The following is a 25666-nucleotide window of genomic DNA, read 5'->3' as shown; positions in this document are numbered from 1 at the left end:
GACTCCAACGACTAGTCTAAAAACTAGTATTAAGACTATCACTAATTTAAGTGATACCAACTGTCTGGAGATTCATGGGGCCAGTCTATCCGGGGTAACCGCTATCCGCAACGTCCAGGTAGCGTTCTGCCAGCTCAGTCAGCAGCTGGCAGAGCGCCGGTAAACATAGACCGTCCTGCTCAGCGACAATGTCCTGCACACCTGGCGGATGCTCATGGCAAGTTGTGCCGTCATATAGTGACGTCAATATCCATCGCTAATAATTGGATTGATTAGACGCCCTATTCGCGAGATTTCAACCTCGACAACATCGCCGGGCCACATAAATAACGGAGGCTGGCGTTTTTTACCGACTCCGCCTGGTGATCCGGTCAAGATGACATCTCCCGGTGAAAGTGCGGTGAACGTACTGATATAGGCAATCAATTTAGCGATAGAATGGAGCATATGACGGGTGTTGGATCGTTGAACTTCGTGGCCATTCAGGCGGGTGACAATCTCCAGACACTGTGGATCCGGAATTTCATCTGTTGTGACAAGCCATGGACCAAATCCTCCGGTGGAAGGCCAGTTTTTCCCAGCGGTAAACCAACTATGTTGCCAGTCTCTAACAGAGCCATCCATATAGCAGCTATAGCCAGCTATATGGCCTAGAGCATGAGCTTCAGAAATATTCGACCCCGGACTGCCAATCACCAACGCCAACTCACCTTCATAGTCAAACTCATCACTTAAGGAAGGTTTACGTAAGCCGCAGTGATGGCCAGTCTGTGAATCAGGGAAACGAACAAATAGTGTCGGTGCAGAGGCCTGTTCGTTAAATTCATCCCGCTTTTCCTGATAATTCAGGCCAGCGCAAATAATCTTATTTGATTGCGTGATTACGGGCAAAAAAGTGATCTCTTCCAGAGGATAATCCGCGGATTTCGTCGCGAGCATGCCGGTGTTCAATTGCTCCACATAGGGGAGAAAAGTTCGTAAATCAGAGCACTGTGGAAAAATAGGGTGTAAATCTATTACCCCATCCGCGGCGAGCAAGCCATATGAAGAACATCCCTCAACAGAAAAACTCAATAACTTCATAGTGTTCCTTTGTAAAAAAAATACTCAAAACTAATAAATTAAATAATTGCAACGCAGTTTGTGGGATTTCATTTCTGCGAAATGACTTTGCAAACTGTGGTTCAAATGGTGTTATTTAAAAACAAAAACACAGCCACGTTGAAGGATACAGAATGTTGACTGACATTATACTCGTCAGTCAAGGGGGGAGATACGACACAATACTATTCTTTTTCTTTCGCTAGCAATAATCCCAACAATGAAATTGCTCCACATACTAAAATATAAATTGCCGGAGCACTGTTATTACCTGTCATCTTAATCAGTAGGCTGCAGAAAAACTGAGCAAACCCGCCAAAGATCACAGTACTGATACTGTAGGTAAACGATAACCCGGTGGCCCGAAACTCCCTTGGGAATATAGTACCTAGCAGTACTAAAGATGGGACTGTGTTAAAAATCAGTAAAATAGTTAGTAAAACGATTACTGCTGCCATTACGGGCGCAACCGGAAAGGACTCAATCAATAAGAATGCCGGATAGATAGTGATGAGCATCACGATTCGAGTCATCAGCACCATCTTTTTATAACCAAACCGGTCGCACACTTTACCCGCCAGACCACAAAAACAGATTTGAATAAATCCGGCGACACAACCCAAGAAGATACCATTGACCATACCGACATTGAGTTGTGAAATTGCATAATTGGCCATATAGTGCAGAATCACATAGTTTGCCGAGGTGCCGCCAATGGAAATTAGTATACCGGCGGCCAATGAGACTTTGTGGCGTACAGCCATGGTCAATAATGAGGCATGCTCCTTCGTTGGTGTATACTGCTCTGGCAGCGTATTACGAATGTATTGCCCCACTGGGATCACTAACAGTCCGATAATAAAAGGAATACGCCATCCCCACCCGCTTAATTGATCAGTTGTGAGAAGAGCAGTTAATCCCAGACCGACTAGTGCACCCATTAACACGCTGAGTCCTTGGCTGAAAAACTGCCAGCTGCTGTAGTAGCCGCGGTTTTTTTTTGTTGCGAACTCCATCAGGTAAGACGTGGATGCGCCAAGCTCGCCACCGATGGCAAATCCTTGTAAGAGTCGAGCTATGACGATTAATACAGGGGCATAAATCCCGATGCTCTGGTATGTTGGCGCCAACACAAAAATAGCTGATCCGATTGCCATAAGCCATAGTGTTAAGGTGAGGGCGGCTTTACGTCCATGTTTATCCGCATATTGCCCAAGAAACACGCTTCCCAACGGACGCATAATAAAACCCACACCGTAGGTGGCAAAAGCCATTAATAACGACGTTCCCGCACTTTCAGCAGGAAAGAAATGCTTACCAATAATTGTTGCGAAAAAACTGAAAATGGTGAAATCATAAAATTCCAGTCCGTTGCCAATGGTAATAGCGGCAATGGTTTTAGCTCGAGGATGTTCTTTTGTCAGTGACGTGGATGGGTTGTGCACATCATCATTAAGTGAATGGCTCATATGAATCCTATTAATTAACTAAGTAAGGTATTAACCAGTGCAATCCAGTAGCTGGCACCAACTGAAATACAGGTATCATTGAAATCATATTTGGGATGGTGAGGCATAATGTCATCACCATTATCACCATTGCCAATCAGCAGATAGCTCCCCGGACAGGCTTCAAGCATAAATGCAAAGTCTTCACTTCCGGTCGATGGAACCATATCGGGAATCAGGCAATCCTCACCGAAAGTGCTGATAGCCACATCGCGTGCCAACTTGGTTTCCTTATCGTGGTTGCATAACACTGGATAACGACGGTGATAATCGATGGTTATGGTCCCTGAATAGGCTTCAGTAATAGCCTGGCTTAATGTAATGATCCGCTCCTGTAACCGATCCCTGGTTTGACTGTTCAGCGCTCTGACGCTGACAACTATTTCGGCAGTATCGGGTACGATATTGGCCGCTGAACCGGCATGCATTTCACCCACACTGACTATAGCCATATCCAATGGATTGATGTTGCGCGACACGATCGTTTGCATCGACAACACGATATTGGCGGCAATGACTAATGGATCCACAGTCTTATGTGGAACTGCGGCGTGTCCGCCGTGGCCCTGAATCGTCATCGAAACGGTATCCGAGGAAGCCATAAACGGTCCGCTCAGGAACCCCAGTTTGCCAAGTGGAAGACCCGGCATGTTATGCATCGCGTACACCCCGTCACAAGGGAAGAGGGTAAACAGTCCATCATCAACCATTTTTTGTGCCCCACCTTTGCCTTCTTCCGCAGGTTGGAAGATTACGTTCAGTGTGCCGGTAAACTGCGGTTCACTAGCGAGTATTTTTGCCGCAGCAAGCAGTATGGCAGTATGGCCATCGTGTCCGCAGGCGTGCATTTTCCCAGGAATTGTGCTCTGATAGCTAAGGGCTGTTTTTTCTTGCAGCGGTAGTGCATCCATCTCAGCCCGTAACCCAATACGGTAACCTTCTCCGCGGCAAATCTGCCCAACAACGCCAGTTCCCCCCAGTCCCCGATGAACGGTATAACCCCAAGAACCGAGCAGGTTGGCAACCAAATCACTGGTTGAAAACTCTTCGAATCCTAATTCCGGATACGCGTGTATGTGATGTCGTATTGCAATCATTTCACTTTCAATTTTCTTAATGCCGGGGTGAATAGTTAATACCATGCTTTCCTCGTTGATGATTCTTTATCAGTATTCTAATAACAATTCGATTTATACGATTTCTGACGATAACGTATCTTTTTTTTCTTGAATCTTCAGTTTAATTCCGAACAGACACACTATCCCACCAAACAAAATGATGGCGGCAAGTGTGTAATAGGCATAGCCAAACGAATTTCCTGAGCTGTCGATAATAAATCCTAAGAGTGTTGGCGCGACGAACCCGCCGAATGAAGAGATAGCTGTAATCACCCCCATGCTAGTACCAATAAATTCCTCGGCAATAATTTTATGTGGTAGGTTTTTGATAGTGATAAAAGTAAACATTGATGTCAGCATACTAAGCGCAAAGCTGGCAACCACCACAATGACCGAAGAGGATAAGGTGAACATCAGGAAACAGGCAGCGGTAATCACAGAACTAATGAAGATGAAAATATTTTCACAATTATTAAACAGCTTGCTGCATAAAAAACCGCACAATAACGGCGTGATAATCCCAATGAATGCATTGATGCTCTGGATATAGCCAATGTCAATCAACGACAAATTGAATTTCTGCTTCAAAAATGAAGGGAACCAGATGCTACCATTTAGTACTAAATTGAAGGCAAATACGCTGACTGCGAGAATAATGACATTACGGTCTGTCAGTAGTGTGAGAATGCTTTTCTTGCGGCCCGGTGTCGATGCCTTTTCATGATTTTGTGGTTGCTTGATATTTTTTAGGGTACAGAGGATCAATAACCCTGAAATAATATAGCAGACAGCAACGAAATAATATGCGAAAGTCCAGTCAATAGTTATTAAACGTGCTCCCACCCATGCTGCTATACAGCCGCCAATGCTACCACCCATAAACCAGATCGACTGAATCATTACTCGTTGTTCGCGACTGTAATTCAGGGCGATAGCTTTTGCCGATGCTGAAGGGATACTGCCATGGCTGACACCAAGTAAGAAGCGAATTAGAATAAAAAGGATAAGTACAGAGCAAAATGGGAACAGAAAACAAAAAATGGCTGCACCTACCATACATCCGACAATAACCTTTTTATAACCGAATAAATCAGAGAGGATTCCTCCTGGCAAACTAATTAATGCATAGCCCAGGGAATAGGCACTCATTAACATGCCCGCCTGAGTTTTTGATAAATTAAATTCATTGCCAATCGGAATGATGGCTAATGAAATAAGGCCTTTATCAATCCACATTGTGGTATACGCCATCATAAGTATAATTAACACATGATAGCGTTTAATATAATCTGGCATTATGTATACCTTTTTATGAAGAATAGGAAGTGCGAGACAAAGTTGTAACGATTCCAAAGTGGACTCGCAAGGGTATCTTAATGACTTTTTTATTGTCAATAGGTGACATTTACGCTGTCATTTATACGAATAAAATGAAGGGAATTGGTGATAATCCGTTGTATTTTATCGTGTTTTTTCTCCGCGCCCTCAGCATTGAACGATGCCGACGCCTTGTCATTGATATTTATTTAGTTTGTCACATATGTTTAACTATAGTTCTCCATCACCGATCTGTTTCTATTATGAGGTTTTATGATAAAGTTACTGCATGAACCCATGGCATTTGATCCAGAATTAGGGGTCCGTTACCGCCACATTGACTATCGTGGACGACAATGCCCGAAGCACTGGCATAATTACTTTGAGTGTTTACTGGTCACGGAAGGACGGCTTGAGTTCTATCTTGAAGGAGATGTTCATCAATTGAATGTCGGTGATTTTGTCATTATAAACCCTTGTGAAGTTCATGGTAGCTATAGCCTGGATCCATTCAGCAAGGCCTATATGCTTCAGTTTCCTGAATCGATGTTTAATGCTGTACAGGGTAAAAAGGTCAAACGCGTCAGGAACGCCTTTATCAGGGCACAAGACGAGTTTCCACCACGTTTCCTACACACGATCTCAAACGCTTTTCTGGCGCTAGAGAGGGCTCAGTTGGAGTCCGGAATCGGATATTATTTACAGATGAAAAGCATCATTTATAGCTTTTTACACTGTTTGATAGACCACTGTGTGGTTGATATAATCAGTGCGGGAACTGCCAGGACAGATAAACATCTGGTCCGTCTGAATAAAATCATGTGTTATATCGAAAGTAATTATCACCTTAAAATTACGTTAGAAGACTGCAGTCAACAGATCCATGTTGATTCGACCTACTTTTCTAGGTTCTTTAAAAAGTATATGGGTGAAAATTTCAGTCGTTATCTCAGTGTATATCGCATGAACCATGCTTATAACGACCTTATTACGACCGATCTCAAGATTACTGAGTTATCAGAACGCAACGGATTTACCAACTATAAGTATTTTTTATCGCTATTTAAAGAATTGTATGGATGTACGCCGCTGGAAGTTCGTCAGAAAATGTATATGTATGAAAAATTTGATGCTGTGACACCTAAAAGCAAATCTGGCAGCTTTCAGCAGATGTATTGCTATTAATAACGTAATAGTCATGTAGATACCACAAATAAGTCAATAGTGTGTCTTTATGGAAATCACCTTTGGCATAATATAAGAACGGACACGATGTTTTTATTGGTTTTTAGCCGTTAAGGGGTTTTTTATGCATGTTAAATTTCCTGACTCTTTTTTGTGGGGCGGTGCCATTGCGGCCAACCAGGCTGAGGGCGCCTTTGATGTTGCTGGTAAAGGACTCTCTATTGCCGACATGGTTTCATTTGATACCAGAATGAATCGTGATGAAATATATAAAAATCGGCGTGTGAACAGTGAGAAACTGTCTATCGCGCTAAACCAACCTGATCAAGAGTTTGTGGTATATCCTAAACGTTATGGAATCGATTTTTACCACCACTATAAGCAAGATATCGCACTGCTTGCTGAAATGGGGATAAAAATATTTCGCACCTCAATCGCCTGGACCCGCATTTTCCCACGTGGTGACGAACTGCATCCGAATGAAGAAGGGTTGGCATTTTACGATCGCTTATTCGGCGAGTGCAAAAAACATGGCATGAAAATATTGGTGACCATGCATCACAATGAAATGCCATTCACCCTTGTCGAAGAGTACGGCGGATGGAAAAACCGTGAGCTCATCGGTTTTTTTGACAGATATGCCCGCAGCATACTCACACGTTATAAAGGCGTGGTTGATTTTTGGGTACCTTTCAATGAAATGAATGCCTCACGTTTTAATCCATATAACGGCGTTGGTTTGGTCTATGACCGTGAAGAAAACTATGAGCAGGCCTGTTTTCAGGCGGTTCATCATCAGTTTGTAGCAAATTCGCTGGCAGTCAAAGCCTGTCGCGAGATCAGTCCAGAAGCTAAAATCGGTGGAATGATCGCACGGTTCACGACCTATCCAGCGACCTGTAAACCTGAAGATGTGATGAAGATGATCCATGACGATCAGTATAATAACTTCTACTACAGCGACATCATGGTCCGTGGTTTTTATCCTGAATATATGCAGCGCTATTTTGAGGAGCGCAATATTGTGCTCCAGCAGGAAGTGTCAGATAAAGCTACTTTAGCGCAGCATACGGTCGATTTCCTGTCATTCAGTTACTACATGTCAATTGTCTCCAGTCATGAAGGTAACCTTGAAAAAAGCTATGGTAATTTGATCCGAGGTAACCGCAACCCCTATCTTGAAGAGTCTTTATGGGGATGGCAAATTGACACCATTGGATTACGTATTACTCTGAATCAACTGTATGATCGTTACCATATTCCACTTTTTATTACTGAAAATGGTCTAGGTGCAGAGGATGTACTAACCGAGCAGGGCCACGTCCATGATGATTATCGTATCAGTTATCACAAAGGCCATCTCCAACAGATGGCAGAAGCGATCCGCGATGGTGTCGAACTGATTGGCTACACCAGTTGGGGCATCATCGACATTATTTCCTGCGGATCATCTGAGATGAGTAAACGCTATGGATTTATCTTTGTTGATCAGGATGACACCGGAAAAGGTTCTGCCAAACGTTATCGTAAAGATTCCTTCTACTGGTACAAGGCTGTTATTGAAAGTTGCGGCGAGTCGCTCTACAAGGATGATTGTGGGAGATAATTTTCATGATTAACCTAGCAGTTGATATCGGCGGGACCTACATCAAATATGCGTTGATTGATGATCGCTATACGATCATCAGAAAATGGAAGGTTCCAACACTGAAGTTTGATGATAAAGACCGATTCTATGATTATCTTTGCCAGAATATGAAGGATATCGATAACATTTCTCGCATTGGTGTCAGTGCCCCTGGACTTATTGACAGCGAATCTTACGTCAAATCAATAGCTGCGCCGAATGTGAAAATAATGTTCGAAACATCCATTCGAGCAGAAATAGAACGTCGAGTGGCAAAACCAACCACAGCGATCAATGATGCAAAAGCTGCTGGAGTTTGCGAGTTTCGTTTAGGTAACGCACAGGGAACCAAAAGTGCAGCATTTATTATTATTGGAACTGGCACTGGCGGTTGTTTATGTGATGAGAACGGCGTCATCAATGGTGCGGATAGTTTTGCAGGTGAATTTCATTTTATTCCTTACTGGGATAATAAAAGCCAACAACTTTTGAAATTAGGTAATCATTCCTCAATTCGCGGCCTGCAGAATGCTTATCAGCGACTATCAGGTTCTGATGCACTGAATAGCGAGAGAATCATTGAAGCTAGTCGTAAGGGGGATCCTCTGGCGCAACAAGCGGTCGATGAGTGGTTACATCATGTTGCATTAATGACCTTGAATGTTCTTTGTTTTTATGACCCTGAGGTCATCTGTTTTGGTGGGGCAATCTCCAAAGCGGATTGGTTTATTGATACTGTCCGGGATAAAGTCAGTAGTATGACAGAGAGTCATGTTAAATCACAAGTATTTACCACTCGTTTATTAGCTTGTAAATATCATAATGATGCTAATCTAATTGGTTCATTGTTATAGTATTTGAATATAGAGCTAAGCTTTTTATTCTATAAGCCATGTGTATTGATACATGGCTTTTTTTATCATGAATTTTATTTTCTTACATTCTTATTATCACTGTGCTTTCAAAAAATGTCAAAATAGCCCATCAAACAAGACAAGTGTCTTACTTGTACTAATCCACTTTACCCTTATTATATTTCTTGTAAGTTCAAAAAACGCACTTCGGTTTGCGTGTCGTACCACTTTATACACCCATTCTCGATGGCTATATAAATCTAAAAAATTATAAATATATTACTATTTGTTAATGAGGGTTCTTACATGTTGTTCAATAAGACTTTAATAGGTTCATCACTTATTCTGTGCCTGATAAATACTGAAGCTTTAGCACAACCATTGACTGTTGAGCAACGACTCGCCGCATTGGAAAATAATGAAGCCACTAGTCAAAAAAAACTGAAGGAGACCCAAAGAAAGCTTGATGGTGCGTTAAAGGAGCTGGCTGTTTATAAAAAGAAGAGACGTTTGACTGCGTTATCTGCAAGCGATCAGGAAATGCAGTCGCGAGACCACCAGAACGGTGATGATGCAGTTCCATTTCGCGCTCAGGTGTATCGTAATATCGATAAAATGGATGAGGCAGAGGATAAGATAAAACCGAAAGGTAGTTCACAGGAAAAGCATCAACAGCCGTTGCTCAAACCCAGCGATATGAACATTGATCAACTAGCAAAAGCGATTGAAAATGAGATCGGTTTTTCATTTCATGGTTATTTTCGTTCCGGGTGGGGAACTTCAAGCAACGGTAGCCCGGAATCCTGGGCAAATGGTTCTTTAGGCCGTTTTGGTAACGAACATGGCAGTTGGTATGATCTGCAGTTTAACCAGAAATTGTATGATAAAGATGGCCGCAGTGCAAAAGCGGTTGTTATGATGGATGGTAATGTTGGCGAATCATACGTAAAAGAACCTTTTGATTCTGATAGCGAAAACATCATGCAGTTTTCCGATATTTATGTCACGACCAAAGGATTTATTAGCGCGATACCGGATGCGGTATTCTGGGTCGGCCGACATAAACTCCGTGGGCAAGAATATAAAATGCTTGATTTTACCTATCATAAAGGCGCAAGTGCTTCAGGCATCGGCTTAGAAAATGTGCCTCTTGGCAAAGGAACATTTGCTATCGGTTTAGGTCGTGAAGATTTAGACAATTATTCCAAAGACAAAACAACTACTCAACAGGTTAATACTAATGCCTTTGACATCCGATTTAGATCATTTCCATTAACAGAAAATACCAGCGGAGATTTTTATGGTCGTTACTCTATGGCGAATAAAAGTGATAGCCAAAAACGAACCCAGGACTCTGGTGAATATTATGATGTTAAGAGTGCATGGATGTTAACCGGAATTATTAATCATAAACAGGAACGTAATGGTTTTACCGAATACAGTGCTCAGGTAGCAAATAACTCTTTAGCAAGTAGCTTTGCTAAAGTTTACGGCGGGTCGACTAACTTCGGAACGGGACGTTATTACTACGGTAACCATACCAATGGCATTAGCTGGCGTTTGGGGGAGCAGGGTGAGTTTTATCCGACACAAAACACTATCGTCGCTCACACCTTACTGTATTCTCATGGTAATGATGTTTATACTTATGAAACCGGTGCCCATACATCATTTGATAGTATCCGTGCGGTGGTACGCCCTGCTTATATCTTCAATGATTATAACCAGTCGGGTATTGAGTTTGGTTATTTCAATCAGAAAAACACTAACTCAGGTGTTTCACTACGAGAGTCAGGGATGAAAACTACTTTATTCCATGACTTTAAATTAGGTACCAGTGCGTTTAACTCAAAAATGGATATTCGTTTTTATGCTACCTGGTTGAAAATTCTCGATAACTCCATCGATGATTATACATTCGCGGACGAAAAGCATGACCAAATTAGCTTTGGCGCACAAACTGAAATCTTTTGGTAAATAAGACTAGTCGAGAATCAAAATGATGAAAATGCATACTAACCACGATAACTATATGACGGCTTATGATATTGCGAACTCATTAACTCCTACATTAAATGTGACCAGGGTTAATGCCATGAACACGGTAATTGCTCAGTCTGAGCCGACTACGTTACTGGGTTACACCATGGTCAATGATGAAGCCCATCCATTGGCCCATATTAAGATTACCCCCCTCCAGGAGAGGGAGAAAATCATTATAGATTTCGGTCGACATGTTACGGGGTATCTCCATTTTACGCTTGGTTGGAAGGGGCGAGGTAATGATGCCCCGACGCGATTACGTCTGGTGTATGGCGAAGTTCCATCTGATGTCGCGGAGTCGTTCTATCCCTATGATGGAAAACTCAGCGCAGGCTGGTTGCCGGACGAAGTGATAACTATCCAGCATCTCCCACAAGCAGTTGTGATTTCCAAGCGTCACGCTTTCCGCTATGTGAGTATTGAAATACAAGCGGCATCACGCAATTTCGGTCTTACCTTTAGCGATATTTACGTGAACGCTGTCAGTTCAGCAGGTGATGATCTCCATAAACCAGCAACCTATGACAGTGCTTTATGGCAACGAATTGATGATATCAGCCTGGAGACTCTCCGTGAATGTATGCAAACCTGTTTTGAAGATGGGCCGCGTCGGGATCAACGCTTGTGGATGGGCGATTTACGTCTTCAGGCGCTCACGAATTATATTAGTTTTGAACAGAACGATTTAGTTAAGCGCTGTCTGTATCTGTTTGCAGGTTCATTGAATGAACAGGGGTTAATGACCGCCTGTGTTTATGAGAAACCCGAACCGCAACCGGGTGAAGGATGTATGCTGGATTATGCGGCCTTATTTGGCCCCACGTTAGCCGACTATTATCAGGCAACAGAGGACAGAGATACCGCAGATAGGTTGCTGGCGGTGGCCATCAATCAGCTCAACATTATCGGTATGCATTATGTTGATAATACGGGGTGTTTTCACGTGCCAGAAAAGCCGTCTTGCTTTGTCGACTGGCAAAAAGGGTTAGATAAACAGGCGGCCATGCAGGGGATTATTATTTATAGCTGCCGCCGTGTGATTGCACTGGCAGAGCAGCTAGGCAACCGTGAATCCTGTCACTCTTTACAATACCTCTTGGAAAAGATGTTGATTGCCGCTAGGACATTTTGGGATGAAACGCAGCAATGCTTTATAAGCGGGCCGCAACGACAGTTGTCCTGGGCATCACAAATATGGCTAGTATTAGCAGATGCCGCATCTCGGCAGCAACAGCAGCAGGCTCTCACCGTGGTAATGCATCATCCGGACGCCGTTCCCCCCATGACCCCATATCTATATCACCATATGGTCTCTGCACTGGTGCATTGTCAGTTACCTGAGCGGGCAAAATCGCTGGTCTTGGAGTACTGGGGGGCAATGGCTGAGGGGGGGGTTGATACATTTTGGGAAGCATTTTCGCTCAGTGATTATGCAATTTCACCTTACGGCAGTAAGCATATTAATAGTTATTGTCACGCCTGGAGCTGTACGCCTGCCTATTTCATTCGACATCGTTTTACCCGAGCCTGAGCTCAGAAAAACACCGCTGCCTACGGCTGCCCGCTTTTGGTCTTTCGTCAGTACTTTCGCCCCAGAGCCACCTGAAGTGCCTCCTTATCAAGCATGGCTTCGGCAAGCAACTTCTTGAGTCTGGCGTTCTCTTCCTCAAGCGGCTTCAGGCGCTTAACCTCGGGTTCCTCCATACCGCCATACTTCTTGCGCCAGGTATAAAAGGTGGCGTCGGAAATGGCGTGCTTACGGCAGAGCTCACGGGCAGAAACCCCGGCTTCAGCCTCGCGGAGGATACTGATGCGTATTCTGGTGAAGATGAACGGTGATTCCGGAGGAACGTGAACGCGTTATTTCCTAACGCGCCCTGACTTCTTTTTATTACACCGACCGTTCACTTTCAGTCAACCTGTGCCAGTCGTTTTCTCATCGATTCGCCTTTCATATCCAGCCGCTGGGCGTTATGCATCAGCCTGTCCAGGATCGCATCAGCAAGCGTGTTATCTCCCACGCAGCCGTACCACTCCTCCGTGGGCAGCTGGCTTATGGTAATCCCCCCTTAAATTAACTGACGTCAAAAGTAGAATTTTCTCGTACGATATGCGCAGGAGATTCTTTATGAAAACATCAAAATTCACCGACAGCCAAATCATGTCGATTCTTAAACAAGCTGAAGCCGGAGTACCAGTTCCAGAACTGTGTCGCGAACATGGCATGAGCTCCGCGACGTTTTACAAATGGCGGGCTAAATTCGGAGGCATGGACGTATGACCCTGACCCAAGATCCTGCTCCATTCAGAAACAGAATTCCGGCATGATCTACACTCCCTGAACGGAGGTGGTGCCGATGAAAAAATCACGATTCACCGAAGAGCAGATTGTTTTTGCCCTGAAGCAGGCTGAACTGGGGACGTCCGTGCCGGACGTCTGTCGCAAACTGGGCATCTCTGATGCCACGTTCTATACGTGGCGCAAGAAATACGGCGGGATTTCTCCTTCGGAGCTGAAGCACATGCGGCAGCTTGAGGAAGAGAATCTCAGGCTGAAGAAGCTGGTTGCCGATCTGAGCCTCGACAAGGCCATGCTGCAGGATGTACTGGCAAAAAAGACCTGACGCTGGCGCGTCTGCGTGAATGGGGCCGGGACTTGCAGGCACGCTACGGGGCCAGCGAGCGGCAGGTCTGTTTTGCGCTACGGAGCAGCCGCAGCTCTTTCCGCTATCGTTCTGTGGCAGCAGACGACAGTGCGCTACGCCTGCGTATCAGGGAGATCACCGAAACCCGGGTCCACTATGGCTACCGCCGGGTTCACGTCATGCTCAGGCGGGAGGGCTGGCGGGATAATCATAAACGCATTTACCGGCTCTACAGTGAGCAGGGGTTGTCCCTGCGTCTCAAACGCCCGCGCCGGAATAAATCGGCACAGCGTCGGCAGCCCCAGCCTCAGGGGTTGTATCCGAATCATATCTGGGGCATGGACTTTGTCTCTGACGCCTTATTTGACGGGCGTCGGTTACGTCTGCTGACGGTCATTGATCTCTACACCCGCGAATGTCTGGGGATCTGCGTGGGCCAGAATCTGCGCTCAACGGAGGTCGCAGAGATGCTGAACACCATTGCGCTCAGACGGTCCTTACCACAATTACTGAAAACCGATAATGGCTCTGAATTTGCAGGGAAAATGCTGGACAAATGGGTATATGAACGAGGGATCCGTATAGACTTCTCACGCCCGGGAACACCGACGGACAATGCCACTGTGGAGTCGTTTAATGGCAGGCTGCGGCAGGAATGTCTGAACGAGAACTGGTTCATGTCCCAGGAGGATGCACGGTGCAAAATCGAGGCCTGGCGCATACACTATAATCAGAGACGTCCCCATTCAGCGCTGGGCTGGATGACGCCATCTGAATTTGCCGAGAAGTCTGTCGGTTGCAAGAATATGCAGCCAACATGAGGCCGGTTATTCCTGATTATGACTGGAGCATATTCGGGGTCAGGGTCATATGAAGACATTACTAACATCGCGGTGTATTAATCAACGGGGAGCAGGTCAGTCGGCTGGGTAATTGCTTTCCTGGGATCAACGGTTCTCTCCACTTTCGTCGCCAGTATACGATTTTGAACCAGGGGAGATTTATCATCATTCCGGGGTGCTATGGCGGTAAAAAACGAAGTGCTAATTCAGTATGACGCTCGTCAGGTGCAAACATCCGATCGGCGCGTGATAGCTAGCCAGCGTTTCGTGATACACCACTTATAAGCGGTAGCTCGATGAACTAGGTCGTTGAAGCCTTTGGCATGGCCAGCGACAGGCTTGGCTCAGACATACTTCGCTGGCTGGGACACATTAGCGCGATGAGGTCACCTTGAACATAAACGCATTACGCGCACAGCTCAGAAGGCGTGAGAGCGTTTCTGACGGAAACCGGGTAAAACAGGCAACACCCCCCCAAAAAAACCGCCAGAAACGCAGGAGATGAATTTTACCTCACTGCATATAAACGCACAAAAGTGCTTAGCCTCTGATTACAATACATTTGCCTCCCCTACCCCCTGTTTCTGCAACTTTTCTCAGTAAGTCATATCACGCTATCCAGCCTTGTTACCGGATAAGCCCCAACAAAAAGCACCTTTAAAGGTGCGTTTAAATGATCTACAATTAACACTCAAACTGAGGAGGTAACATTATGGCATTTCAGGTTCTGACCACTACGGCAGCCAGCATTACTGAGCTTAAACGTGACCCTATGGGTACTTTTCACGCCGGGGATGGCGCTCCGGTAGCCATTCTTAATCGTAATGAGCCTGCTTTCTACTGCGTGCCACCGGCACTCTATGCCCAGTTGATGGAACTTCTGGAAGATGAAGAACTGGGACGGATGGCTGATGAGCGAAGTGGAGAAAGGATTATAGAGGTCAATATTGATGACCTATAAGCTGGCTTTCAACGAATCCGCTCTGAAAGAATGGAAGAAGCTGGGTCATACACTACAGGTGCAGTTCAAAAAGAAGCTCAAAGAGCGCCTGGAGAACCCCAGAGTACCAGCATCACAGCTACATGGACGTAAGGACCAGTATAAAATTAAACTACGTGGTGCCGGATACCGCCTTGTCTATCGTGTAGAGGACGACATTGTCACAGTCACTGTTATCGGCGTAGGCAAACGCGAAAACGACGACATTTATAATGCAACACTTAATCGCGATTGACTAATGCTCTAAGTACTATTTTGGCGTCGTATCCGGGCCAGCTTTCTTTCTGGGTAACGTTGGCGGCTTGACATCATCTTTGCTCTGCGTTCGCCGCGTCATCCAGGGATGGTCAGCAGCAGGTTTGACGTAATATTTTGAGCGCAAATTATACCTCGCATTATCCACACGCTCATTTACGCTCTTTTCATCATCAAGCGGTATTGGCTCAGGCCCATCGACATATTTTTCGTAGCCCAACGGCCGGCTTTCATTAAGCACCGTTATTTCACCGTTAAAGTTTTCGCATACCGTGACAATCGCATGCCTGAGACGTTATCCCTGCCCTTCTGAACGGATCTGATATGCACTCGTTTTATACTGAAAGGTCAGATTCTTGGAAAGCACCCGACGGGACTGATAACAAAGTATGTAGTTAAGTTCTGCCGGAGAATGAAGAATCTCCCCGTGGGCGTTACCATTTTCACGGGGGACTGAAGCGAAGCGAGAGTTGTAATCCTTCACAAACTCAGACAACCACAGGTTAGCTGATTCGATATCACTGATATTGCGAAGACGTAATTCTTTAACCAGTCTGTCCTGTAACGTCTGATTGGCACGCTCAACCCGGCCTTTAGCCTGAGGGGTGTTAGCGTGAATTGGCTCGATCCCAAGAGTTTTAATTGCACGGGTAAATTGCGTTAGCTCGCCTTCACGTTCCGGGTTATTCACACGGAAAATACTGTGTCTGTCAGAATACAGGGCAAGAGGACGCCCATATTTGTCGAGATAATCACGTAACGTTTCCATGTAAGCGCGGGTCGTTTCTGCAGGAGCGAAGCGGAGCGCCATAAGCGCACTGGTGGCGTCATCAATAAAGACAATTAATGTACAACGAGGCCCTCGCTCTTCAAACCAGTCATGCGGAGAACCATCAATCTGGATAAGTTCGCCATAGCATGGCCGCCGTTGCCGACGCTGATAAATGCGGGCAATTTTTCGGCGTCGCTCACGCCATAAACCTTCCTCAACCATCCACTTGCGCAAAGTTTCGGCCGACAAAGCCAGCCCATGAATCTCCCGTAACTTCTCACAGGCAAACGTGGGGCCGAAATCCGGATATTTATCTCTGACAAGTGAGATGACGAGAGTCCGAAATTCCGACATAAAAGCATTATTGGGACGTTGTCCTCGGCGACGAGAAATCAGTCCCTGAGGACCTTCAATCCGGTAGCGCTGAACGAGACGTTTCACCTGCCGGATTGATATGCCTATACGGTCCGCGGCCTGCTCCTGGGTGATCTGGCGGCTGACTGAATCCCGAATTATCTGGAGACGGTCAAGTTCTTTAAGGCTCATGCTAATGGTCTCTTTTGTCATGAAATATCCTGCCAGAGAATCTACGGGGACATTTCAGAATGGGTCAAAAGGGACATTACTGCATAGGATTAACATAGCCTTTTTCTCCTTGCCTTACGGTAGCTAAGAGGCTACGCTGTTGGTGTCTAGTCAAGCAGATGGCCTCGTGTGGTTGGTTAATGAAAATTAACGTCCTACGGGGCTTTCTTCTTTCTGCCTCACAACAACAAAACACTCAAATATCATGAGGCAAAAAGCCTCAAGCGCCGACACCATTATACCCTGTTCACTCCCATCCTCCCAGGGGCAATAAGATGGTAAGCAGATAATTTTTAAGATCATTTTCGCCGTGTATATGCCATACACCCCGGCATTTTCTGGAGTTCAGTCATGAATTTTCCCTCTGTCAGCAGGCTCCGGTTACCACTTCTGCGCCGCCCAATGTAACGGTTCTGTGCAGACGCAATGCAGTGCCAGGACAACCCCCTTGTTCGTCAGCTGCGCCCATGTCTGATGTTAACGAAACAACTCAGCTACCTGTTTGAAGATTTACGCCAAAATAGAGGTGTACGCCTATGACAAAATTCTCCAGGCAATATCAGATATCAGTAGCGTCATGTTCGAAAGAGATTTTTAAAGTAGCTATTCCTGATTGTATTTCTTTGAAAATTTAATGAAGGTAAAGTTATTTAGCAAATTGACGCTCCACTAGAATAGGTTATTATTACTTACAAGCGTTCTGAACTATTAGCAATTTTACAGGCTCAACTATGCCTGTAAAAATATCTTTGCATCGGTATTGTTTTAAGGAATCAATTATGACACTCACTGCATATTACCAATTAAGGAATACAAAGTCCTCAGATCTTGGTTTCGAATTGCTGACCAGTGAGCCGGGAGCCTTTATTGTGCTGGAAGAATGCAGTTATGAGAAACCGTATGAATTGCCGGTTATGGGCATAACGGGAGTGCAGGCGATCGTTCGACTGCGTTCAGCTGCACGATGAATAAAGCCAGTAGCCTGCATAATTACATTGGAGCAAAGCTGGATTACAACGTTTATGAAGAAACTGCCTGAATCATCCTGTAATAGCTGTGTGTAGTCTTTGCCCGCCGCTGGCGGCTTTTATTATGTGGCACCGGGCAGGAGCGCCAGGCATCATGACAGCGCCCTCTCCTCCTTTGCTTCACTTCCTGTCAGGTTTAAGACGACTATCAAACCGGAACGGTACCTGTTGAGCCATCTGCTCGATCCCGTAAAAATCAGAGTGCTCAGGATTTAACAGATAATTGCACTCTACCGGCGATAAGGCTGAGGGAACACGCAGTGCAACCGAGCTCCTGGTAAATGACCAGGCATCTCCGTAATCAGCCAGTTCCTGAGGCGCATCCTCATCAGCCCAGTTGGCCGGTAATTCATCCATATTTGCGCTTTGGATCAATTCATCAGGCACATCGATACTCAGTAGCGTGAAAGAGTCCATTATCTGTGCCGCATGCAGGTGTACCAGCGTCTCCAGCATCGTTAGTGATGCCGTTTCGGAGACATATGCCATTGACACCCCCACGCTATTCCAGCGCCCACCAGCCTCTTTCGCACCATATCCGGTCCAGGCCGTAGAAAGATACTTTGTTTTCGTCAGCCTGTAGAGGATCACGAGTACACCCCATGCTCCAGACGCGTAATCAGCTTAATGACCTCATAGGCTCCCGTTTCGGATGCCATCAGGTCTGCTGGCACTTTCCAGCTCAATGCCCGGTTAGGTTCGTTCAACCACTTCTGTGCGGCTTCCCTGTCGCCTTCAAACAAATCTACCGCCCGATCAATGACGCGGATAATACGTACCAGACGTTCACTTTGTTCCGGGTTAAAACGAGCCTTCACACTGCGGCTAAATGTGGTTGACGGGATACCGGACATTTTTCTCAGGTCATTCTGGGTTATTCTGGCCCAGTCAGTTATCCGATTCGCCACCTTCCCGTCCAGACCTTCATTGATTTGGCCCAGAAGCGCTACGCCATCAGCATTATTTAACCCGGCAACCTGCCAGAGGCGCTGTGGTCTGGCTGGAGTTGAGGACAAACTAAATGTTTTCATAGCCAACCTCCATTTGGTTCTTACATTATACCCAAATGGTAACACTAGAGCAAATATCAACCACCAGCAGACGGAAGGCATTTTTCCTGATTGCGATACCTCAGAGTGTAGCGATCGGTATCGAGTCCCACCTCGTTGTGTAGGCTGGAGAGAGCATATATCTCTTCATTGACCACGCCGGTGCGATGCCCCGACCGGCAAACCATACTTTGCCTTTGCCTGAGTTGTTTATCGTATCCAGTACGTTCATGAGCGCGTCACTGTTTGCATACGACCTCCCTTCATCAAATAACGGTAGCTGAGTAACTCCGCAGTGACGGAAATCATTGAGCATGACACCCGCCTTTGCATAGTTATGTCCGTCTTTCCAGATTTTATCCAGAACCCGGCCCACCGCCACGATAATGTCCCACGTATCACGTGACGGAATGCAAAGCTGTTCGCTGGAAACTTTGCTGTAATAGGGTTCATGTTTTGAAAAAGGCGAGGTTTTTATGAAAGCTGATACCTGGCCGCAGAACTGACGTTCCTGGCGCAAGTTTTCCGCAGCACGTTAAGCATACTGGCACATTGCCTGCCGCATGGATTCATACGTTGTTATACGCTGCCCAAAACTTCTGCTGCATATTATCTATTGTTTTTGTGGTGGGGCATCCTCCAGGTCGATACAACTTTCCCCCGTAGTTCCCTCACTGTTCGTTCAAGAACTACGGTGAAGTTTCATCTTATGAATACAGGATTTGCCCTAGCCAGCTCTAGCGCAGTGGTTATGCCCATTACGCGTCAATTAGCAGCACTGCGCCAAAAGCAATAAAGATATCTTCTCCGAAGAAAACTGCGATGTTGTCACACGTGGCGGCATGGGCTTTGATTTTGTCGCGAATATGCTGTGGGACTTCGCCGTACTCGTTCAGCGCCGCTCCTTCGGCCATCAGGGCCAGCAGCGGACGCACCGTCTGGACATGGCCGCCCAACGACATCAGCCCCAGCGCGGCCGTGGCTTCACGCGCAACAAAATAAAGCATCAGAATACGCGCCGAAGTGGCACTAGCGATCTTCGCCACCCAGGCCTGGGCGCGCTCCTTAAGCCCGTAATACTCCAGCAGACCAATGTCAGGTAGGATCAGAATGAAGGTGGCCAGCGAATGGCTCTTCACGAACTTCTCACCGAAGGTTTCCAGCAGCATGCCGAAATCCATACCGACCAGCAAACCCGTCGCCATCCCCGTTACCACGACCACCACCAGCGGGTTGAAGCGCAATGCAAAACCAATAACCACGATCGGTATCCCGATCAGCGGCAACAGTGTAGTACCGTACATAACGTTTACCCTATCGAAAGTGAGCGTTGCGCGCCGGCGGCTATTTTTTAATTTGCGGCGAGCGATGTTGTGTTTTTCGTCAGGTTTGGTAAACCTGCGATAAAAAGCTACATCTTTACCTCAACAACATGCATACAAATTATCAATAAAATATTCTTATTTTATTGATAATTTTACATTCATTGCTAAGGATCGTTATGACTTCAGAAAAGAGTGCTAACCCCCATCACGACGATATCAACGACGGCCGGATCGTTTCCTCCCGCCATCTGGTGTCGGATCGCTGCGCGGAGCTGTCGGAGCTGGAATATGCGCTAATTATGGCCAGCAACGCATTCAACAAATGGATGGTGCGCTGCATGACCGCAGCGGGTGAACCTGACATGGGCGCCTTTGACGTCTCCCTGCTACATCATGTGAACCACCGCGATCGCAAGAAAAAGCTGGCCGACATCTGTTTCGTTCTCAACGTAGAAGATACCCACGTGGTGACCTACGCCCTGAAAAAGTTGGTTAAAGCGGGCTACGTGACGAGTGAAAAGGTGGACAAAGAACTTCTCATCTGACGGCTTCGTTATTCCCGTCGATACAAAAGTGATATGGCAGATGATACTTGCGGTGTGTAAAGCTGATTTTCCATGTATTATTAATTATTTTTATTCGAAGGGAACAAAGGACTGAGAATAACGCATAATAGCAACTTGTCATTTTTTTGCACTGCATGTTGGGCAGGAACAATACCTGTCCGGTGCATGTATGAAGGGCTTTTTACATGGCAGGAAATAGTCTTTACAGTCAGCTTCCGGTATCCCGCCGAGAATTTCAACAGCCCTATTGACTTTGGGTGAGTAGTATTCCAGTGTATACCCGCATTTATTAAAAATCAACAATTATATTAAAATACATTTCTCTTATTGACCCTGTAGGGTTTTACGTGTCATATCCGAAAATGTGAATAGCATTGTTCACAACGACACTTTAGAGCAACATGGCGTATTTTTCACCGAGCCATTTACCTACATTTTTTTGTATTTATCCCTTTTATCCACTCCAAACTATCGACAACTTTACGACCATGCAGAACTATTATTGGCATCAAATTCCACTAACTTTATTGCACTTATCAGACTATTTAACTAGCTTACTTCGCTCTTTTTTTAAGCCCATTACCCGCATTCTCCTTAACGTATATCTGGTCCTGTTCTGTCGACCGGCAGGAAAAACCACTTCACTTCATGTTTTCAGAAAACTTAACTTTAACGAAGCATGCTCGGACACTGTTATTTTCCATCCTGAGTTAACCTTAATCAAATTACAACATCAAGGATATGAAGTCTGTTAACTCATATAACATCCAGACATCGCCAAATAATTTAATCTTCTCACATGAATCTTTAAGAGAAAATTCGAACCGTAAGTTTTTCATATTTCCCATGGGGATGAAACCTTCCAGAACATCAGCCATAATCTCGTAACCTCATGCATATACTTTGTGATCACGTCGCCCGGTATCATAGGTTATAAACCGGGGAAAGAGAACCACATTTGTCACCTCCACAAAGGCGGACATTTCTGTATCGAGGAGCATCTGAAAGCGTCATTAGACAGGGCCAAATAAGCCCTAACATAAGCTGGTTTAAATCTGGCCAGACTCCATAGATTGACCAGGAAATTCATCTGTATAGAGACGATGTTTTTCCTGAATAACTCAATATCGACGGGTTTATAAACAGACCGCTTCCCGCTCAATAATTCGCATGGCTCATTTGTTTTCATTTCGGTACTGTCAAAAGGTCTGCCGTACGTTTCAAACTTCAGTAACTGAGAGTCATCCAGGATTAATTTTATTAACTCATCCCATAAAACAGGCTTCCCGTTGACACGGGAACTAGCAGGCTACCTGGCCTGGCCAGGCTTCTGACAGGGCAATTCTATTTAGACGCGCATCAGTGGCAGGATGGAAAAACCGCTCCAGCAGGTTCCCCGGTATATAGCGGTAGTCCGACGCGAGATCACGAGGCAACATACTGACTAGTTTTTTCTGACTCCGTATCAACTGCAACTCCGAGCGGAGAAACGCCTTAATGACCGTGTCAGTCTGTACGTTGGGTTGTACGTCCATACGCTCTCCAGAGTACTTTTAAATCGCGCTACATACGGTTACTAAAGGTCTGTTATTATATCAAAACCATCTCAGAGATACTACAGAAAAAAACAAGCACTAATATTATTAGATACTAAATTATAAAAAAGCCCTGTCCTTTTACCTTGTACTGACACTTATAACATTAGGCACTTTTTATAGAAACTGCACAGTTTTGCTCGGTTTCATTAGTACCTTTTCATCAAAAAATTACTAATGAGGATAAATTTTCATTAGTACTTTTTCCTGTGAAAGGTACTAATGGCAGGACTGGACGCCTACACTTTCATTAGTACTTTTTTTGCAAATAGTTACTTATGTATAAGGGTACCTATTACTGGTTCGCAAAAAAGTTACTTTTCCCATCTCCACGGTTGCGTGGAGTGGTTTTCCGGGGATGGAACGCACACCGTGCGGGCCACAAGCAGAGGTTGTTGGACGAGCTCACAAGAAAGTTATTTTTTTGCCAGCGGCATGAGCACAAAAAAAATTTAAAAAAAATGCAAACACCCCTGTTAGTTTAGAGAACTCTTTCTGGATTCCTGTAGTCTCTGTTGCTGGAGGAGTTGATATTAACCCGATAATTACGGCACATCAGGAAATCGTTATCGAGAACTCGGTTCGCTATATCGAGCTACTGAAATCAGAGGCATCAAAAATTCTGGATGAATACTGGAAGGCCTGGAAGGCGCGGAATCAACTGATATCCCAGACCACGTATGCAAACGGGGGAATATTTATATCCAGTCGTTTTGCTCCTGTGCTGAGAAAGGTTGGATCATCGCAAAAGCTGACAATTGTATGGAAAGATTTTTCGCCCAGGTTCAAAAACAAAATTAAACATCATGGTGTGGTTGTTAAACCTGTACTCGTAGGTTACAGCGTTAGTTGTTTTAAAAATACCCTGGACTAGGAACTGGAGATGATCCAGGAAACAGAAAAAAAATTAAACCAATCCGTGAACTACTCGCGGAATACCATCAACAAAAACTGGCCGACATCAAAAGACTGGAAAAACTGAAGAGGTTAATATAATGGCTGGCAACGCATCCCCAAAAACTGAACCGCGTAATCAACGAAACGCTGGAAATAACCCTCTTTTATGGAGGGCTATTTCAAAATTAAAGCCACTTTTAAGTGAGTTCTATACACACTTTCATGAAAAAAACAGAGCCTGCCTGCGCCAGTTTAATGCCATCTCCAATGCAATTTATAATATTTTCCGCCTGGTAGAAGGTGACCAAGCGATAAGTACTAAAGTTCAGAAATGACTCTCCGGTGTTTACGATGAACTGTCGGGTAATGTAAATACCCTCAATGAGCAGATTGACAAAAATGTCGCTGGACTACTTCTGGATGATTCATCATACGAAGGGTTTGACTATGGTATATTTGAAATTCGCTGGAACCACCCATTGTTCTATAAATTGCTGGATATTATCCAGACCGCCAACGTTCTGACTCGTCAGGCACACCAGTTGTGGTTATGCGGTCAGATATCACAACAGGTTCATGACCGAATTATCCTGCAACTCCTGAGCTCACTGCAGGTTGCGATGGACAAGATTACTAAAATACTGAACGCTGAAAATCGTGTGAATGGAAAATACGACATATTACCATTCATCCAGAGCATTAAGCGGTTTAAATCGGTGGAACTTTTTATTGCCAGTCTCGAAACGAAGGCCCTTGCTCAGTTCGGTTACATTGACATTTCAGCTGATACTGGCAGTGAGCAGATATTAAAACCAGAGGAAGTGACAGGCTCTGGTAAGCCATCTGACAAAACACAATCTTCTGCTACTCCTGTTTCGGCACAATAACTCACAGGTTGATATGAGTATTATATCTAGGCTTTTTTTTTAAAATCAGGGACTCCCTCTTTGGAGTGTATGACCACGACATTATCTTTGATACAGATGATGAGTACGATATCCCGCACACGCCTATCAAGGATGTGCAAATATACCGTGATTATCCAAGTAATCCTGCGTGTATAACGTTATTTTCAGAGTGCGCGATTTTATCCGTACATGCAAACCGGTTACAGTAAATCAATAGATATATCGGTCTGCCAAATTCAGACCTGAGTGAGAAGGCCTATACCTTCACTAATCTGGTCATTAAGCCATTGATGTAATATACATGCTGGATACATCTTTTACCTGCGTCTGAAAACCATCACCATGCCGGTACAGGGGAACTACTAACGAACAGTTTAGAGACGGCTTTCCTCGCTTTAAAATTTGCGTACAGCACTGAATTACTCCCCATTGGTCTACAGGATGAAGAACTGATCCGAAAAGGTCATTATCTTTATGCAGCCTTTATTTGTTGGCTTTTACATGACGCAGGCAAGATATTTGATGTCGACGTTATTTCCTCCACCCCGGACGTTAAAATCACATGGAGTCCACTCTCATCCAGTCTGATGGGCAGGGCAAAGTCAAACCGTATTTTTTCCTATGAAGTTATATGGCTTAAAAGGCAGGCTAACGAGCATTCCGTGCGGGCACCTGTATTCCTTGAACGCTGCTTAAACGATACGTGCCTTAATTATTTGAGCGACGTAATCAAGGAACGGTTGTACGATAAAATGCTGTCGGCATTAGGTAATTGTACAACCAGTGATGATTTTATTTCTCGATGCATGTGAACGGCCGACTGGCATTCCACCGGCGCCGATACCAGCTATCGGTATGATAAACAATTCGCTATTCGGGCATCAGATACTAATGCCCGAGCCATCGCGATTCTGAAAGACAATATCAATACTCTTAATATCAATGGTTTCAACTCATCGTCAGTACGCCATGATAGAAACTCACAGCCTCAGGTACATATTATGATTATTGTTGGCTCTGTTTACATCTCAGGGCAGCCAGTACGGCAGTGACGACTGGCTGCGCTTTTGCCGGACTAATAACCTGGCACCGAGCATGAACAAGCGTGGCAACTGCCAGGATAATGCGGTGGCCGAATCGTTCTTCAGTTCGCTGAAAAAGAACGCATTAGTAAGAGAACATACCAAACCCGGATCTGGCCCGGGCGGATGTCTTCGATTACATTGAAGCGTTCTACAACCGGGCCCGGTGCCACAGTCACCCCGGCGGCGTCAGTCCGGAGGCCTTCGAACAGGCCTCGTCGTGAGGACAGAATTTGTCTACAGGCATGGGGTCAGTCCACTTGTTGCCCTTGGGTTAGTGGCTAGTCTATCAGCTATTAATCTGGTGTTGGGGCTCCCCTGAGGACTCGATTTCACTTCGATCTGGCACGTCAATTTGTAGAGA

General features: G+C 45.2%; 19 protein-coding genes and 8 pseudogenes. 16 read left to right on the top strand and 11 right to left on the bottom strand.

Annotation, left to right across the window (positions count from 1 at the left end):
- Positions 1 to 243 precede the first annotated feature (243 nt).
- From ACQUTI_RS24365 to ACQUTI_RS24350, 4 genes are all read right to left on the bottom strand, one after another.
- Positions 244 to 1083: a fumarylacetoacetate hydrolase family protein gene (locus ACQUTI_RS24365; RefSeq protein ID WP_428923393.1), complete on the bottom strand. Its 840-nt coding sequence runs from the start codon at positions 1081 to 1083 to the stop codon at positions 244 to 246.
- A 203-nt stretch (positions 1084 to 1286) separates the two neighbouring features.
- A complete protein-coding gene (locus tag ACQUTI_RS24360) occupies positions 1287 to 2570 on the bottom strand; it encodes an MFS transporter (protein ID WP_080861627.1) in 1284 nt (427 codons plus the stop codon).
- A gap of 14 nt (positions 2571 to 2584) precedes the next feature.
- Positions 2585 to 3751: a M20 aminoacylase family protein gene (locus tag ACQUTI_RS24355; protein WP_080861624.1), complete on the bottom strand. Its 1167-nt coding sequence runs from the start codon at positions 3749 to 3751 to the stop codon at positions 2585 to 2587.
- A gap of 48 nt (positions 3752 to 3799) precedes the next feature.
- Positions 3800 to 5023 (bottom strand): MFS transporter, encoded by a 1224-nt coding sequence (locus ACQUTI_RS24350; RefSeq protein WP_428923392.1) that lies wholly within the window; start codon positions 5021 to 5023, stop codon positions 3800 to 3802.
- A gap of 294 nt (positions 5024 to 5317) precedes the next feature.
- On the opposite strand from ACQUTI_RS24350, the gene ACQUTI_RS24345 reads away from it, so the two are divergent.
- The 5 genes from ACQUTI_RS24345 to ACQUTI_RS24325 all read left to right on the top strand — a co-directional run bounded on the left by ACQUTI_RS24345 (position 5318) and on the right by ACQUTI_RS24325 (position 12284).
- Positions 5318 to 6229 carry an AraC family transcriptional regulator gene (locus tag ACQUTI_RS24345; protein ID WP_428923391.1) on the top strand — a complete coding sequence of 304 codons (912 nt, stop codon included), beginning with the start codon at positions 5318 to 5320 and terminating at the stop codon, positions 6227 to 6229.
- Positions 6230 to 6353: 124 nt separating this feature from the next.
- Positions 6354 to 7835 carry a glycoside hydrolase family 1 protein gene (locus ACQUTI_RS24340; protein ID WP_080861616.1) on the top strand — a complete coding sequence of 494 codons (1482 nt, stop codon included), beginning with the start codon at positions 6354 to 6356 and terminating at the stop codon, positions 7833 to 7835.
- A 5-nt stretch (positions 7836 to 7840) separates the two neighbouring features.
- Entirely contained in the window at positions 7841 to 8710 is an 870-nt protein-coding gene (locus ACQUTI_RS24335; protein ID WP_080861614.1) for an ROK family protein, read from the top strand.
- A gap of 306 nt (positions 8711 to 9016) precedes the next feature.
- Positions 9017 to 10687: a carbohydrate porin gene (locus ACQUTI_RS24330; protein ID WP_428923390.1), complete on the top strand. Its 1671-nt coding sequence runs from the start codon at positions 9017 to 9019 to the stop codon at positions 10685 to 10687.
- A gap of 22 nt (positions 10688 to 10709) precedes the next feature.
- Positions 10710 to 12284, top strand: a complete 1575-nt coding sequence (locus tag ACQUTI_RS24325) for a sugar hydrolase (RefSeq protein WP_428923389.1) — start codon at positions 10710 to 10712, stop codon at positions 12282 to 12284.
- 21 nt (positions 12285 to 12305) lie between these two features.
- On the opposite strand, the pseudogene tnpA reads toward ACQUTI_RS24325, so the two are convergent.
- Positions 12306 to 12583 (bottom strand): annotated as a pseudogene (gene tnpA, locus ACQUTI_RS24320) (IS66 family insertion sequence element accessory protein TnpA); the annotation flags it as partial.
- 80 nt (positions 12584 to 12663) lie between these two features.
- A pseudogene (locus tag ACQUTI_RS24315) lies at positions 12664 to 12816 on the bottom strand (ATP-binding protein); the annotation flags it as partial.
- 65 nt (positions 12817 to 12881) lie between these two features.
- Between ACQUTI_RS24315 and ACQUTI_RS24310 the strand changes: the two are divergent.
- The 4 genes and pseudogenes from ACQUTI_RS24310 to ACQUTI_RS24295 all read left to right on the top strand — a co-directional run.
- A pseudogene (locus ACQUTI_RS24310) lies at positions 12882 to 13028 on the top strand (transposase); the annotation flags it as partial.
- A gap of 82 nt (positions 13029 to 13110) precedes the next feature.
- Positions 13111 to 14219 (top strand): IS3 family transposase gene (locus tag ACQUTI_RS24305; RefSeq protein WP_428923388.1). Its coding sequence is split into 2 segments (ribosomal slippage): positions 13111 to 13372 and positions 13372 to 14219, totalling 1110 coding nucleotides; the frame shifts between segments, so codons are not numbered across the junction.
- Between the two features lie 733 nt (positions 14220 to 14952).
- Positions 14953 to 15201 (top strand): type II toxin-antitoxin system Phd/YefM family antitoxin, encoded by a 249-nt coding sequence (locus tag ACQUTI_RS24300; RefSeq protein ID WP_080861606.1) that lies wholly within the window; start codon positions 14953 to 14955, stop codon positions 15199 to 15201.
- Positions 15191 to 15475, top strand: coding sequence for a type II toxin-antitoxin system RelE family toxin (locus ACQUTI_RS24295; protein ID WP_109266705.1), 285 nt, complete (start codon positions 15191 to 15193; stop codon positions 15473 to 15475). The genes ACQUTI_RS24300 and ACQUTI_RS24295 overlap by 11 nt, the downstream gene beginning before the upstream one ends.
- A 15-nt stretch (positions 15476 to 15490) precedes the next feature.
- Here the strand turns inward: ACQUTI_RS24295 and ACQUTI_RS24290 are convergent.
- Positions 15491 to 16834: pseudogene (locus ACQUTI_RS24290) on the bottom strand (ISNCY family transposase).
- A 797-nt stretch (positions 16835 to 17631) separates the two neighbouring features.
- Here ACQUTI_RS24290 and ACQUTI_RS24285 point away from each other — a divergent pair.
- Positions 17632 to 17820, top strand: coding sequence for a hypothetical protein (locus ACQUTI_RS24285; protein ID WP_225545487.1), 189 nt, complete (start codon positions 17632 to 17634; stop codon positions 17818 to 17820).
- Between the two features lie 180 nt (positions 17821 to 18000).
- On the opposite strand, the gene ACQUTI_RS24280 is transcribed toward ACQUTI_RS24285, so the two are convergent.
- From ACQUTI_RS24280 to ACQUTI_RS24265, 4 genes and pseudogenes are all read right to left on the bottom strand, one after another.
- Positions 18001 to 18471, bottom strand: coding sequence for an RES family NAD+ phosphorylase (locus ACQUTI_RS24280; RefSeq protein ID WP_080861602.1), 471 nt, complete (start codon positions 18469 to 18471; stop codon positions 18001 to 18003).
- On the bottom strand, positions 18468 to 18911 hold the full coding sequence (parS, locus tag ACQUTI_RS24275; protein WP_032413443.1) for a type II RES/Xre toxin-antitoxin system antitoxin: 444 nt from the start codon (positions 18909 to 18911) through the stop codon (positions 18468 to 18470). Before parS ends, ACQUTI_RS24280 begins: the two co-directional genes overlap by 4 nt.
- A gap of 100 nt (positions 18912 to 19011) precedes the next feature.
- A pseudogene (locus ACQUTI_RS24270) lies at positions 19012 to 19688 on the bottom strand (DUF4113 domain-containing protein); the annotation flags it as partial.
- 2 nt (positions 19689 to 19690) lie between these two features.
- Positions 19691 to 20233: pseudogene (locus tag ACQUTI_RS24265) on the bottom strand (DUF969 domain-containing protein); the annotation flags it as partial.
- A gap of 197 nt (positions 20234 to 20430) precedes the next feature.
- On the opposite strand from ACQUTI_RS24265, the pseudogene ACQUTI_RS24260 reads away from it, so the two are divergent.
- The 6 genes and pseudogenes from ACQUTI_RS24260 to ACQUTI_RS24235 form a co-directional block, all read left to right on the top strand.
- Positions 20431 to 20790: pseudogene (locus tag ACQUTI_RS24260) on the top strand (winged helix DNA-binding protein); the annotation flags it as partial.
- Positions 20791 to 22914: 2124 nt separating this feature from the next.
- The gene (mobI, locus tag ACQUTI_RS24255; RefSeq protein ID WP_428923397.1) at positions 22915 to 23289 is read left to right on the top strand and encodes a conjugative transfer protein MobI(A/C); all 375 of its coding nucleotides are present in this window, start codon (positions 22915 to 22917) and stop codon (positions 23287 to 23289) included.
- Positions 23290 to 23410: 121 nt separating this feature from the next.
- On the top strand, positions 23411 to 23647 hold the full coding sequence (locus tag ACQUTI_RS24250) for a hypothetical protein (RefSeq protein ID WP_428923387.1): 237 nt from the start codon (positions 23411 to 23413) through the stop codon (positions 23645 to 23647).
- A gap of 144 nt (positions 23648 to 23791) precedes the next feature.
- The gene (locus ACQUTI_RS24245; RefSeq protein WP_428923386.1) at positions 23792 to 24199 is read left to right on the top strand and encodes a hypothetical protein; all 408 of its coding nucleotides are present in this window, start codon (positions 23792 to 23794) and stop codon (positions 24197 to 24199) included.
- Positions 24200 to 24528: 329 nt separating this feature from the next.
- Positions 24529 to 25032: a TraI domain-containing protein gene (locus ACQUTI_RS24240; RefSeq protein ID WP_230354602.1), complete on the top strand. Its 504-nt coding sequence runs from the start codon at positions 24529 to 24531 to the stop codon at positions 25030 to 25032.
- A gap of 211 nt (positions 25033 to 25243) precedes the next feature.
- Positions 25244 to 25526 (top strand): annotated as a pseudogene (locus ACQUTI_RS24235) (IS3 family transposase); the annotation flags it as partial.
- Positions 25527 to 25666: the final 140 nt, after the last annotated feature.

The sequence above is a fragment of the Klebsiella sp. 7-CIP_Kleb. genome (assembly GCF_050378655.1).
GTDB lineage: Bacteria > Pseudomonadota > Gammaproteobacteria > Enterobacterales > Enterobacteriaceae > Klebsiella > Klebsiella quasipneumoniae.
The sequence above is the reverse complement of the archived record's forward strand: the minus strand, read 5'-3'. Positions and strand labels throughout refer to the sequence as shown.

Excerpts from the sequence above, each read along its gene's own strand:
- ACQUTI_RS24250 (WP_428923387.1), top strand. The coding sequence starts at position 23,411 with ATGGCTGGCAACGCATCCCCAAAAACTGAACCGCGTAATCAACGAAAC.
- ACQUTI_RS24340 (WP_080861616.1), top strand. The coding sequence starts at position 6,354 with ATGCATGTTAAATTTCCTGACTCTTTTTTGTGGGGCGGTGCCATTGCG.
- ACQUTI_RS24365 (WP_428923393.1), bottom strand. The coding sequence starts at position 1,083 with ATGAAGTTATTGAGTTTTTCTGTTGAGGGATGTTCTTCATATGGCTTG.
- parS (WP_032413443.1), bottom strand. The coding sequence starts at position 18,911 with ATGAAAACATTTAGTTTGTCCTCAACTCCAGCCAGACCACAGCGCCTC.
- ACQUTI_RS24285 (WP_225545487.1), top strand. The coding sequence starts at position 17,632 with ATGACACTCACTGCATATTACCAATTAAGGAATACAAAGTCCTCAGAT.
- ACQUTI_RS24345 (WP_428923391.1), top strand. The coding sequence starts at position 5,318 with ATGATAAAGTTACTGCATGAACCCATGGCATTTGATCCAGAATTAGGG.
- ACQUTI_RS24355 (WP_080861624.1), bottom strand. The coding sequence starts at position 3,751 with ATGGTATTAACTATTCACCCCGGCATTAAGAAAATTGAAAGTGAAATG.
- ACQUTI_RS24295 (WP_109266705.1), top strand. The coding sequence starts at position 15,191 with ATGACCTATAAGCTGGCTTTCAACGAATCCGCTCTGAAAGAATGGAAG.
- ACQUTI_RS24350 (WP_428923392.1), bottom strand. The coding sequence starts at position 5,023 with ATGCCAGATTATATTAAACGCTATCATGTGTTAATTATACTTATGATG.
- ACQUTI_RS24330 (WP_428923390.1), top strand. The coding sequence starts at position 9,017 with ATGTTGTTCAATAAGACTTTAATAGGTTCATCACTTATTCTGTGCCTG.
- ACQUTI_RS24335 (WP_080861614.1), top strand. The coding sequence starts at position 7,841 with ATGATTAACCTAGCAGTTGATATCGGCGGGACCTACATCAAATATGCG.
- ACQUTI_RS24300 (WP_080861606.1), top strand. The coding sequence starts at position 14,953 with ATGGCATTTCAGGTTCTGACCACTACGGCAGCCAGCATTACTGAGCTT.
- ACQUTI_RS24325 (WP_428923389.1), top strand. The coding sequence starts at position 10,710 with ATGATGAAAATGCATACTAACCACGATAACTATATGACGGCTTATGAT.
- ACQUTI_RS24360 (WP_080861627.1), bottom strand. The coding sequence starts at position 2,570 with ATGAGCCATTCACTTAATGATGATGTGCACAACCCATCCACGTCACTG.